Genomic DNA, 12,172 nt, shown 5'->3' with positions numbered 1-12,172 from the left:
CGGTCAGAAAGATCCGGTCAGCGCGGCGAGACCTAAGTCGCGGCCTCTGTTTGTTTATTGTTCTCCTTCCAAACCAGCATGATCAGGATTGCGGAAGCGATGCCGCCGACCAGCGTCGTGATGAGTCCCGGAAAGCTGAAGGCAAAGCCAGCCACAGCGAGCGGCAGCCGCAGCAGGGGTTTTACCCTACCTACACCTAGCAAATACCCCTCCAATCCGCCGGACAGCAGGATGATGCCGACGATGATTGACGGCAGGACATAGATCAGCGGCGTCAGATCCCCTTGCAGCACCAATGCGGGCTGGAACATGAAGAACAGCGGTATGAAATAGATCACCACGCCAAGGCGCATCGCTGTAAAGGAAGTTTTCATCGGTCTGGCTCCTGCAATTGTTGCCGCAAGGAATGCGGCCGCCCCTACCGGTGGCGTGATGACCGACAGCATGGCGTAGTAGACGATAAAGAAGTGGACGGCGACCGTATTGAGCCCACCGATTTCGATGATCGCGGGTGCAAGCGTCACAGCAAGAAAGATGTACGCGACGATCGCCAGGCCAGCCATACCCATGATGAAACATGCCAGTACACCCAGCGCGATGATCAGAAAGACGTTGTCGCCACCCAGCGCGACGAGACCCGATGTCATCGACCCGGTCACACCGGTGATCGTCAGCGCGCTGACCACGAAGGCGATGGGCATGATGATGGCTGCGGTCTGCGTAACGAGGATACCGACCTGGCGCAGTGTCTCGAACAACCGTTTCGGGGTCATCATTGTCTCGCGCTGCAGGAAACTCAGCGCGATCATGAGGCCGCTTGCGTACCAGGGCGCGTAATACTCCCACCGCATCCACAGCAGCCCCCAGACAAGAAACACCATGACGATGAGAAACGGCCAGCCGCGCTTCATCACATTGCGCGCGGACGGCAGGTTTTCCGGTGCGATGCCAACCAGACCCTTGCGCGCCGCATACCCGTCAACTTGCAGCAACAGGCCGAAATAGAACAGGAACGACGGCAGGATCGCAGCAACCATGATCGTGGCGTAATCAACGCCGATCGTGATCGCCATGACAAAGGCGATGGCACCCATCACCGGCGGCATCACGACGCCGCCCGTGGAGGCGCACGCCTCGATAGCGCCCGCGTAATGGGGCGGGTAGCCGGCCTTTTTCATAGTCGGAATGGTGATGGAGCCTGTGCCCGCGATATTCGAAAAAATCGACCCCGAAAGGGAGCCGAAAAATGCGCTTGCCACGACCGAGACCTTGGCCGACCCGCCGCGGTATTTGCCGAAACCCGCGTTTGCGATATCGATAAAGAACTGCCCCGCCCCCGTCGCGATCAGAACCCCCGCAAAAACCAGAAAGCCGAGTACGATTTCCGCCACGATCTTGGTTGTGATGCCCATCAAACCTTCGGTGCGGAACACATGGGCTTCGATCATACGTTCGAAACTATAGGGGATCCCCATGAGCAGACCCGGAAAGTAATCCGCGAAAAGCGGATACAATCCGAGAATGAAAACCACGAGCAGGAAGGGAAACCCGCCAGAGCGCCGTGCAATTTCCAGCATCAGCACCCAAAGCACGACACCGGCGTAGAAATTGGTCCATCCGGCCTGGACGATCTCCCACGCATGGGCCGAAAACCACATGCAGATTCCGAAAGACACCAGCGCCGCGATGACGTCATAGATCGGAACGGAAGTCTGCGCGCGCCGACCTGGCAGCGCGATGAAGGACGCTGCAAGAAATATGCCGATGAAGACCCAGTAATACTGACCTTCGATCAGACGCTGGCCCGCGATCGGAACACCGAACGCATAGGCGAGACCAAGGCCGATTCCGCCGGTACACAGAACAGTAAATGCAATGCTGGTCCAGGAAAACAGCCCCCCGAGACGCGACATTTCCCCGCTTTCATCCTGATCCGGCTGCGTGGCGGCATTGGTCTGCGTTTCTGACATGTGCTGGTCCCCGATATGAAAGCCTGTCGGCATGCGTTGCGAAAGAGGACGGAGCGGCATCACCGCTCCGTCCGAAAGTTATAAGAACGCGCTTACAGGCGTGAGCGGAAAGTCTTCAGGCCTTCGGTGTGGTCGGCCATGATGTTCAGAAACTCTTCGTTTTCGAAGTTGATTTCGACACCCTGCTCCATCGCGGCTTTCATTCCGGCCTGACGCGCCGCAACCCAAGCATCCATCTTCTCGATGGCCTCCTGATTCCACGCATCATCCTCATCGCTCCATTCACCGATCTCGCGCAGGTACTTCACGGTTCCTTCGTGGATCGGAATGGGATTGGCATTCAGGAAATCGCGGAATTGCTTGATGGACATCCGAGAGGCAAGCGCGTGCGTTCCCTTGTAGGCATCATGCGACTGATGCAGCCACTTCGCCATGTTGTACGTAAAATCCGCATCCGCCGTCACCGGAACGGCGTAGACAAAGTTGGATGTCATCGAATCCACGCCTTGCGCCGTCTTGACGCCCATGGAGACATTCGTGGGTATAGTCATCCCCCGATAATCCAGAAACCGGTTCCAGCCCTCTTTGTCCGCAGGGTCCATTTCCAACCAGCGAATGCTGCCCGGTGCGCCTTCCATCTCGGACAGGACCGACGAAATGGGCGAGCAATAGGCCACATCAGATTTGCCTTCGATCACGGAACGGCAGTTCTCGCCATAGCTCGACGCAGGCACGTAAGTGATCGTTTCCTGCGCTTCTTCGGGCGTCAGGCCAATAAACCCCGGCAACGCCTCTGTCACAACCGATACGATCGCGGGCGAGAATACACCCGACGTCACACGCACGCCGCCTTTGCCGATGTCCTGGAGCGTTTCGATGTCGGAATCGCCCGCCACGACAAAGCCCCATGGCGTATCGTTGTGGTGCCACAAAATTCGCTGCGGAATGGCTTTTGCCGACGCATACCCGCCGATGCCTTCGGTCTGCGACGCGATCTCGGCGGCAGAAACAGATGCGATCGCAACGTCCTTGCGGTCCGTCAGGCGCTTGTTGCGCATCAATTCGCTGTCTTCAGGGACGATTCGGACGGTGGTGCCTGTCTCTTGCTGAAACACGGGACCCCAACCGTTGGTCGATGCAAAGCTGCCTGTCGACGTTCCCGGCGTGGCGATGACCATCAGGCGCGGCCAATCATAATCCTGCGCGTGGGCACCGCCTGACAGCCCGACCGCCAGAACGGCGGCTCCGACAGCAGATTTCATAAATCCATTCATACACGTTTACTCCCGTTTGCTTTTTTTAAAGGTGTTCGGGAAAGCCACAGTCATGTACGGCGCAGGAATCAGCGCACTGGATGCTGTTCCAAGCTCCAGATGCCAACGGTGCGTCTTTCTGTTCATGAAACTTGCCCTCCCCAAAGCAGATCGCTTTTTCCAGCGAGATCGGGCACACCCGATCCAACCCGATGTTCTCACATCGCCGGACACCTTCCTCCCGAAGGGATCCGACTCGATCATGGAATCAGCTTAGGGGGATAATTACGTTGTGCCAATACCGCAGATCGGAACTTCATTCCGCAGTTTGCGGTTTGTCGCGCGTCGGCTGATCGGATCATTCTGTCTGCACCAGGGTTTTGCGGACTGAAATATAGCGGTCAGCGATGAAATCCGCGGCAAACAACGCCTTTTTGGGATGTTTTTTTGTTGCGGTGTGTCCGGTCGCAGATCTTTCCGGCGCCGCACACGGCCGAGGGCAGATGTCACGAAGGTATCTATCACGATCCGCCTTGACCTGGACATCATCGAGGCGTTCAAGGCGGAAGGTTCTGGCTGACAAAGACGGATCAACGATGCATTGCGCAAGGCCGCAGCGCTATAGCGGGTGACCTGCCAATGAACTTTCATCCACTTGGAACCAGAGCCCTTTGAGTTGATACCCCGATTGGCGCAAGTGGAGCAACCGACATCCGCGCGTAGCTTGCAGATCGCGCGGCGCGGGTGTCGGTCACGGTAATGAGGTATTCGGCGAATGCCTTGAGCGTCTGGTAGCCGAGCGCCGAATGCGGGCGTGCTTCGTTGAAGTCTGCAACCTAGGCCCGGATCACGGCACAAGCATGCGCCATGTTTCGGAACATCGTCTCTTTGAGCAACTCATCGCGCATGCGCCCATTGAAGCTTTCCACGAAACCGTTTTGCATGGGCTTGCCCGGTGCGATGTAGTGCCATTCAATCTTGCGATCCGCGGCAGAGCTTAAGATCGCGTTACTGGTCAGTTCGGTGCCGTTGTCGCTGACAAACATGCCAGGCTTTCCACGCCGTTCGATCAGGGCCGCCAATTCCCGCGCAACACGCCGCCCGGAGATCGAAGTGTCCGGGATTGCCGCCAGACATTCCCGGGTCACATCATCAACCACGTTCAGGATGCGGAACCGTCGGTCGCAGGCGATCGGGTCATGGACAAAATACAGTGACCAACGCGCATTGGGCCGGGCCTCGACCAAGATCGGTGCCCGGGTTCCTACCGCCTTGCGCCTGGCGCGCCGTTTGCGCACCGTGAACCCTTCTTCTCGATACAGCCGGTAGATTCAATTGATCCCTGACGGCTCGCCCGCGCGGCGCAGCAACACGAACAGACGCCGATAGCCAAACCGACGGCGTTCATTGGCCAGATCCCGCAGCCGCTGGCGCAGCTCCGACAGGCCCAGCTTGGCCTGCAGATGCGCAACGGCTTCGCGCTTCACCGCGGGCCCTACCATTTTTTTTACAAGTGTTCCTTCATCGCCGCCGTGTCCAGCATCTGCTCGGCCAAGAGCTTCTTCAGCTTTGCATTCTCGTCTTCGAGCGCCTGGAGCCGTTTGGCATCCGACACCGTCATCCCACCAAACTTCGCCTTCCCGGAATAAGAGGTGCCTTCCGACATCCCGTGCTTGCGGCATAGATCGGCACACTTCGCGCCTGCCACATGCTCGTTCAAAATGCTGATGATCTGTTCTTCCGTGTATCTCGTTCGCTTCATGGCCCCCCCTTCCTTGGGGCGGACTCTAATCGCAGATGGAGGAAAAATCTCGTGGCAGGTCACGGGTAGCGACGTGGAGCGAGTACGACTGGCACCCGGATAAGAACTGGGACCCTTTTGCGCAAGCCCACGGCCTCGTGTGACAACTACCGAAAACGAGCAGAGTTTTTCACCAGTATCGGCCGTTTCTGTCATATGCCCTACCTTGAAAACGGCATCCTTGAGATCAATAACAACATGGCCGAAAGAGGCATGCGGGCCATCGCTATAGTTCGCAAAAACTGACTTTTCGCCGAGTCCGAACGCGGCTGCCGATCAACCGCCATCGCCTATACACTGATCGAAACGGCCAAGCTGAACGGCGTAGATCCGCAGACATGGTCACGGATGTCCTGGGCCGCATCGCCGATCACAAAATCACGCGTATTGATAAACTGGTGCGATGGTGTTGCGCCGGAGCTGCGTGACCGGAAACAGCGTACCGTTGCTATTGGACGCTGACCTTAATTCATGGCTCAGATGTTCCACTCAATCGTTTGCGCAGAACTACCATATCCTGCCCCATAGAGCGCACGTTTGCGAGCGCCTTTCGATGAACAGAGGTGAGGTTTTCGTGATCATACAAAGACGGAGGACGACCCTTGTAAACTTCAAGGATATCGAATGTCCGGCTCCACTCGTTTCTAACATAGTCAGCGGTATGGACCGAGGACCCATAGTTCGACGGAAAGTCCATAACGCTACCCTTGGGAGTATGAATATCAAAGTAGTGGAAACCTGCTTTACGAAGCTTGTTCTGTACCGGAATCGGAAACTTGGATTCAATACACCAATCACCTTGAAATGTAATCAGATAAATGGCACCGGGTCGCCCCACGCGCTCTAGTTCGGTAAGCCATCGGTCCTCGCTATCCCTCGTGAGATGGGAGAATACCGAGAAGCTGATAACTAGATCGAAGCTGTTTGCAGCCCATTTGAGCTTTGGCTCTGTTTTGTTCTGGTAGATATCAGCCTTTGGGAAGTGTTTCTCCATGAACGAAATTAGTGGTCTGTTAACATCGCATCCTGAGATTTTCTGCTTCTCTGGCGAAAAGAATTGAAGAAGACGCCCTGCTCCACAACCGAAATCAAGGACGGAATCAAAGTCCGTTAGCCTTTTGCCAGCATGTTTGGTAGTCGCTGCCTCAAACATCGTTGCTACTTCGAACGCTGTCTTTTGAAACTCTTCAAAGGATTTGGGGCCAGCGGTATGCTTGATCAGGTCGGGGGGAACATCAGACAGGAAAGGGCGATCAAGGTCATCAAAAGGGAAAGCTCTTGCAACACGATACATGTATAAAAATCCTGTTTGGTGAGACTGATAAACCACGGTATAGTACCAAAGTTCTTCAGAGGCCACCTGCCCAATAGCACTATTTTTGCTTAGAACCCACAGACTATGATAATCCGCTCCAAAATTAGTGGTGTTCAAAAGTCGAGTTTTCTCGGAAAGATATCTGAGGAAATTTACGATGAAGAACTGAACCGCGCCGTGTTTGCCGGAGGCTCCAACTCATGAGTAGGGTGGAGCATCATGAACAAGACAACGAACAAATACTTACCAGAAGTACGCGAACGAGCGGTTCAGCTGGTTTTGGATGGCGCAGGGCACCATGAGAGGCGTTGGGCTGTGATTTGTCGATTTCTGCGAAGATCGGCTGTGCGCCGTGACCTGCTCCCCGAAGAGACCTCGGTTTTTAGTTCGCTCTGTTCAGGTTTTGGTCCTCTACTGACCTTTGGTGATACTCCCACGGGGTGAGCCCATCAAGACTCGTGTGTGGGCGATGGTGATTGCAGTCGTCGCGCCAAGCAGAGATCAGATCCCGGGCGTGGCGCAAGTGGGCGAACAGGTGCTCGTTGAGGCACTCGTCGCGCAGACGGCCGTTGAAGCTTTCGACGAAGCCGTTTTGCATGGGCTTTCCGGGAGCGATGTAGTGCCACTCGACCTTCCGTTCCTCCTGCCATCTCAGGATGGCGTTTGATGTCAGTTCCGTTCCATTGTCGCTGCCCCCCCATGCGCGGATACCGCAGGAAATTACAAGTTGGTCGGCGCAATGCACCGGCATAGAGACTTCTTATTGTTCATGGTTTGCTCTAAACTGCTGTTTATCCGGTAGCTGTCTAGACTGATCCCGCGCCAGCAAAGGATTACCAGCATAGGATTTGCCGGATTACGCCCCTTGGCCTCGTAGAAACTGGTGGCAGGGATCAGGCATAGACGCTCCGTGAGGTCTTTTTCCAAAAATGATGAAGTGCGCAACTTGTCATTACGGGCATTGTTTACCGTTCTGCGCTGGATCGGTTTGCCTGTCTTTTTAAAGGTTCGTAGAAGCAGGAAGCCCCTATGCGTGTTCCAAAGGGCGCGGTCCGCACCTCGATCAGGATTTATGGTAGGGCTGTTCCCTTAGGGAAAATTGCGGGCAGAGGTTCCGCTTTGCCGAGACCGTTGTCGAATGCACCTTGGCATTTTCGTCACGCATGAAATTCAAACTGGAAACTGGTAGGGAAACAGGCTTCGCACCGAGACCCAGAAAGCCACCGGCATCGACTACCGCCTGTGCGGTCTGGCCGGTTCCGTGAAAATGAGACACATCGCCGATATGGCTATCCTCGGGCCGTATACGTTCGCGCCATCGGCGGACTCGGAATTCAATTCGTCGGGGCGAAGGGAGGTGTGTTTGGAATGGCCCATTGGTAACCTCGCTTTGAATGATTTTCCATTACTGGAGAAATCTGTTTGACGGGTGGCTGGTTCTGCTTTGCCAAAGTCGGCTCGTTTTCAGGCGGAAAGCTGCGCGCAGTGCTGGTGTCAGTGGCATCGTCTGACTTATGGCTTGTCCGGAACATCCAGCCATGCGACCTGCACTTGCGCAGCGGATAGAGACATCGCTGTGGGCTTGGCTGGGCAAGCATTCATCATACGTTCCAACAGCAATTGAGGCAGGATGTTTGATCCTTTCAAACGCGCGCGTGTCCGAGCGGCGAAAAAAATAAGACGATCGGTCGCTTCGACGGTGACAGACACATGGGGCAACCTGCTCGGCCCCGCCAAATCCGTTAAGCGGACGAAGTCCAAGACGGAAAAGAAAGCCAACACGTCGAGCGTTACCACGCGCAACAGAAAATCGGGCGCGGCACCCGTCAAGTCGAAGACACCGGCCACTTCGAGATCTCGCTCGACCGTGCCACGAGGGGCTTCATTTCAGAGCGGGACGCATGATTGTGCCTTTGGCACTCGGACTTTCAAGCTGTATTTGCCCGTCGTCGCCGGGAAGAACTCCGGCCCCTTACCTCTGGTCGTCATGCTGCACGGCTGTGGGCAAACACCGCAGGATTTCGCCCGCGGGACGGGTATGAACACTTTGGCGGAAGAATTCGGCTTTATCGTCCTTTATCCGGCCCAAGCCCGCAAAGCGCATCTGAATCGTTGCTGGAACTGGTTCAGGCGCGGTGACCAGATGCGGGGCGCGGGAGAGCCCGCTTTAATCGCCAGCCTTACCCGCACAGTTATTGCTGAACACAACGTCGACCCTGCCAGAGTCTATGTTGCGGGCCTGTCGGCAGGTGCGGCCGCGGCAATGATCGTTGCTACTGCATATCCCGATATTTTTGCCGCTGTCGGGGTCCATTCCGGTATGGCCGCAGGTGCTGCCCATGATGCGGGCTCTGCCACGCGCGCCATGCAAGGCGGAGATCCCGGCAAGCGTCAGGAAATTCCCACACCCACGATCATTTTTCACGGTGATGCGGACAAGGTCGTCAATCCACGCAACGGCAGGTTCGTCACCATGCGCGCGGTGGAGCCCTTTGCGGCGCTTTCCAAGAATGAGCAGACACGAAGCGGAGCCAACGGACGGGGATACACACGTATTCAATATCGCATTGGTAAAGGGCGTCCATATGTCGAACAGTGGGTCGTTCACGAAGCCGGCCACGCATGGTCCGGTGGCCATGTGGCGGGAAGTTATACCGATCCCAAGGGCCCAGACGCCTCACGCGAGATGGTGCGCTTTTTTATGCGGCATCGAACCACCAAAAAACGACGGGCGACGCTGCCCCAGACCGGATGAGCGATTTACGCGGAGGCTACAATCACGTCACTGGTTCCGGTGAAGCAGGATCATTCACCGTCAAATGACCTGCATCCCAAAGGGCAGGGCAAACCTCTGCTTCGGCATGGCCGTTGCGCAGCCTGCGGCACGCCCCAACGGGAATATCGACGGCAGCCAAGACATGGTCGGTCATCATCGCCGCAGTCTGGGGCGCGAGTGCCGCGTGAATGCCATCAAGCGATACACCGACATCACAAGGCGTAAAGACGCTGGCGCCACCTACGCCGGTATCTGTCGAAGCGAGACCAAAAGGCACGCCAACTGCGCCAAGAACACAAACGACCGTCTGAAGTTCGATGGCGCGTGCCCGCGCGCAGCTGAAAACCCTGTTGTAGCCGGTGATCATGTCAGTCTTGGCCGGAATGATCACCAGATCAAGGTCGAGCATCCCCAGGCGGGACCACAAGTCCGTAAACTCGCTGTCGAGACAGATGATCATGGCAATCCGCAGACCATTCCATTCTATCACGTTGATCGATTTGCCGTGGACGGTTACGCCGCCGGCGCCCTGCTCTTCGAGGGGGGTCAGGCTCAGTTTGTCTTGGCTGTGACGCACACCATCCGGTGTTAGTAACCACGCCCGATTAAAATACGGCGTGTCGCCATCCACCGTTTCGGTTGGGAAGGGGATGGTGCCGGCAAGGATCGAAACGCCATAGGTCGCGGACATGGCAGCAATCGCATCCAGTGCGGTCTCTCCACATTCAAACAGCCAGCCAAGGGTGTCGGATTTCGGCATGTCGGCAGGAGCAAAACCTAACCACTGGGCACAGGCAAATTCGGGAAGGACAAGCATATGCCCGCCTCGTGCTGCGGTCTGGGCAACGCGCGCTTCCAACTTTGCCAGCCACGACTTCAGATCCGGCACGACCGGTTCAAGATTGGCAGCCCAAAGGTCGATCGAAACATAGTCCATGAAATTTCCTGTGTGAGGTTCAAGTTGATTATCTAACGGCCCGCATGGCTGCCACCGGCGCTTTGCAATCAATCCATAACGACTCCGGCGTGTGAAAGGTTCCATAGTTTATCGTAATCGGAGTGTAGGGCACTGGCTCGCACACAGGTGGGTCAGTCTTTGGTATGGAGATATCAATACCGCGTCTGCGCGAATGGGCTTGTTCCCCACGCCTCTTTTGAAGGGCGCTACGCCGGTCTTTGCATTTGAATGCTACACCTCGTTTTCCAAGCAAACGGCTTTTCAGCGATTAATCCAATCCATCGCCCGACCTACTGTGAATCCGTGCAGGATGGTGGATGCAAGGATTGTGAAAGCCATGATCAGCCACAGGTCTGATATGTTGGACAGCTCAACGTATGTCGCGGCGTAGGCAAGATAATAGATCGAACCAATGCCGCGCACACCGTAAACTGCGATGACCGCGCGGTCGGGGCGCTGCAAGCCGGTTCCAGTCAACGACACCCAACCGGCCACCGGACGCACGACCAACAAGACGATTGCCGACATCACCACATGCTGCCAGGTCAGATCCATCATCAGGATCGGGAGCGCCGTGCCGAGGGCGGTCAGCAGTATGGCGGTCAACACGTGTTCAATCGATTCCGAAAAATCATGCAAGTGTCGGTGATAGCCGTGATCACTTTCGATCCGGCGCAAGGAAAGCCCCAAGACGGCAACGGCAATAAACCCGTAACCCTCAACCAGTTCCGTTGTTCCATAGCACAGAAACACACCCGCGATGGCGATGACGCCCGATCCGGTATCGGCAAGCCGGCTTTCCCGCGGCAGGTTGAACAACACCTGACCCAACAACCATCCCCCGGCCCATCCCATCAAGGCACCGACACCGATCCTATAGATCACATCCCGCAGAAGCCATTGCAGACCCCAATCATAGACTGCCAGCCCCTGCACCGCGATGATCAGGCCCAGATACACGAACGGAAAGGCGAGCCCATCGTTCAATGCGGCCTCCGTGGTCAGAGCGAACCTTACGGGGTGTTCCTCGCCCTCCTGAGGGGGTGCTATCTGCACCTCCTCGGCCAGAACCGGGTCGGTTGGGGCCAGCACCGCCGCGAGCAGAACCGCCCCTGCCACGGTCAACCCGCCGATAGTGACACCCAGCAGGGTGATGGCCAGGATCGTCAGGGGCATCGCAATGATCAGCAACCGCAAGGTCGGGGCCCATTTCCGGAGCGGACCGATGCTGTCGACGCGCATGCCGGCGCCGAACAGGGCCACGATAACGGTCACTTCGGCAACAACTTCCCACAGTTTCGGGCTGTCCCTTGGGTCGGGTGGTGCGGGGATATCGGGAAAGATCAAGACTGCCGCAGCGCCGAACAGGATCATCAAGGAAGCTGCCGCCGGATCACGCGATGATATCAGCCGGGGTATCCAGCGGGACAGGATGATGATGGTCCCGACGATGGCAAGTATCAGATGATATGAACTGAGCTCGAAAAACGGTTCCTGTTCCATGAGCGTTCTTTGGCTGCTTTCAATTTGTCGGAGGAGAGGTTTCGGCCAGACCCATTAATAGCCGGTCATCAACTTGATCGCCGTGAAGCACGGATACATCACCCGTAGTCTCGAGGACCACGGCCCGCACCGATGAAAGCTCCAGCGCGTTCGCTTCACGCAGTTTTGCGATCAGGTCTTCCTCGGACACGCGGGTCCGGCGCAGGGCATCCTGCAGGATCACCCCGTCTTTTACGAGCAGCTCAGGGGTGTTCTGCACCAACTCGTCAAATCGGGGGGATTTCAGGCGTAACTTCGCAACAGTGAACTGTGTTGCAAACAGGCAGACCATCGCGGTCAGTGTCTGAACCAGTCCTGGCCATGTATCCGATTGTGATGCACCTGCCAGCAGGGATCCCATTGCCACCGTCATGACGAAATCGAAATTGGTCATTTTGGAAAAAGACCGAAGTCCGACAATACGGACAAGAAGTATTATCCAACACAGTCCGAATGCGCTCAGCAACGCGCCCTTGGCGACCGCGTCCACGATCTGTCCTTCAAAAAACATGGCTGAACCCTCATCGAAAATATTATGAAATTGGTCGGTTTGGGCA

The 12,172-nt window shown here is 56.3% G+C and carries 8 protein-coding genes and 2 pseudogenes; 2 read left to right on the top strand and 8 right to left on the bottom strand.

Features of this window, described 5'->3' with window-relative positions:
* Window positions 1–32 precede the first annotated feature (32 nt).
* Together Q1A06_RS13350 and Q1A06_RS13345 are read right to left on the bottom strand one after the other, a co-directional pair.
* Entirely contained in the window at window positions 33–1,970 is a 1,938-nt protein-coding gene (locus Q1A06_RS13350; protein WP_299564413.1) for a TRAP transporter fused permease subunit, read from the bottom strand.
* A 92-nt stretch (window positions 1,971–2,062) separates the two neighbouring features.
* Window positions 2,063–3,232, bottom strand: a complete 1,170-nt coding sequence (locus Q1A06_RS13345) for a TAXI family TRAP transporter solute-binding subunit (RefSeq protein WP_299564410.1) — start codon at window positions 3,230–3,232, stop codon at window positions 2,063–2,065.
* A gap of 430 nt (window positions 3,233–3,662) precedes the next feature.
* On the opposite strand from Q1A06_RS13345, the gene Q1A06_RS13340 reads away from it, so the two are divergent.
* Entirely contained in the window at window positions 3,663–3,803 is a 141-nt protein-coding gene (locus Q1A06_RS13340) for a BrnA antitoxin family protein (RefSeq protein WP_299564407.1), read from the top strand.
* 67 nt (window positions 3,804–3,870) lie between these two features.
* Here Q1A06_RS13340 and Q1A06_RS13335 read toward each other — a convergent pair.
* The 3 genes and pseudogenes from Q1A06_RS13335 to Q1A06_RS13325 all read right to left on the bottom strand — a co-directional run.
* Window positions 3,871–4,985 (bottom strand): annotated as a pseudogene (locus Q1A06_RS13335) (IS3 family transposase).
* A gap of 508 nt (window positions 4,986–5,493) precedes the next feature.
* Window positions 5,494–6,456, bottom strand: coding sequence for a class I SAM-dependent methyltransferase (locus Q1A06_RS13330; RefSeq protein WP_299564404.1), 963 nt, complete (start codon window positions 6,454–6,456; stop codon window positions 5,494–5,496).
* 265 nt (window positions 6,457–6,721) lie between these two features.
* Window positions 6,722–7,030 (bottom strand): annotated as a pseudogene (locus Q1A06_RS13325) (integrase core domain-containing protein); the annotation flags it as partial.
* A gap of 939 nt (window positions 7,031–7,969) precedes the next feature.
* On the opposite strand from Q1A06_RS13325, the gene Q1A06_RS13320 reads away from it, so the two are divergent.
* A complete protein-coding gene (locus Q1A06_RS13320) occupies window positions 7,970–9,094 on the top strand; it encodes a PHB depolymerase family esterase (protein ID WP_299564401.1) in 1,125 nt (374 codons plus the stop codon).
* Window positions 9,095–9,116: 22 nt separating this feature from the next.
* Here Q1A06_RS13320 and Q1A06_RS13315 read toward each other — a convergent pair whose 3' ends face one another.
* From Q1A06_RS13315 to Q1A06_RS13305, 3 genes are all read right to left on the bottom strand, one after another.
* Complete coding sequence (locus tag Q1A06_RS13315) at window positions 9,117–10,052, bottom strand: nitrilase-related carbon-nitrogen hydrolase (protein ID WP_299564398.1); 936 nt, start codon at window positions 10,050–10,052, stop codon at window positions 9,117–9,119.
* Window positions 10,053–10,334: 282 nt separating this feature from the next.
* Window positions 10,335–11,576 (bottom strand): cation:proton antiporter, encoded by a 1,242-nt coding sequence (locus Q1A06_RS13310; protein ID WP_299564395.1) that lies wholly within the window; start codon window positions 11,574–11,576, stop codon window positions 10,335–10,337.
* A gap of 19 nt (window positions 11,577–11,595) precedes the next feature.
* Window positions 11,596–12,126 carry a YetF domain-containing protein gene (locus tag Q1A06_RS13305; RefSeq protein WP_299564392.1) on the bottom strand — a complete coding sequence of 177 codons (531 nt, stop codon included), beginning with the start codon at window positions 12,124–12,126 and terminating at the stop codon, window positions 11,596–11,598.
* Window positions 12,127–12,172 lie beyond the last annotated feature (46 nt).

The organism is uncultured Sulfitobacter sp. (assembly GCF_947497275.1).
In the GTDB taxonomy this organism is placed as follows: Bacteria; Pseudomonadota; Alphaproteobacteria; order Rhodobacterales; family Rhodobacteraceae; genus Sulfitobacter.
Note: the sequence above shows the minus strand (reverse complement) of the source record. Positions and strands in the feature narration are given on the sequence as shown.

Bases quoted from the DNA above. Each gene is read 5' to 3' on its own strand.
- Q1A06_RS13315 (WP_299564398.1), bottom strand. From the start codon at position 10,052: ATGGACTATGTTTCGATCGACCTTTGGGCTGCCAATCTTGAACCGGTC.
- Q1A06_RS13310 (WP_299564395.1), bottom strand. From the start codon at position 11,576: ATGGAACAGGAACCGTTTTTCGAGCTCAGTTCATATCATCTGATACTT.
- Q1A06_RS13320 (WP_299564401.1), top strand. From the start codon at position 7,970: ATGTTTGATCCTTTCAAACGCGCGCGTGTCCGAGCGGCGAAAAAAATA.
- Q1A06_RS13345 (WP_299564410.1), bottom strand. From the start codon at position 3,232: ATGAAATCTGCTGTCGGAGCCGCCGTTCTGGCGGTCGGGCTGTCAGGC.
- Q1A06_RS13340 (WP_299564407.1), top strand. From the start codon at position 3,663: ATGTTTTTTTGTTGCGGTGTGTCCGGTCGCAGATCTTTCCGGCGCCGC.
- Q1A06_RS13350 (WP_299564413.1), bottom strand. From the start codon at position 1,970: ATGTCAGAAACGCAGACCAATGCCGCCACGCAGCCGGATCAGGATGAA.
- Q1A06_RS13305 (WP_299564392.1), bottom strand. From the start codon at position 12,126: ATGTTTTTTGAAGGACAGATCGTGGACGCGGTCGCCAAGGGCGCGTTG.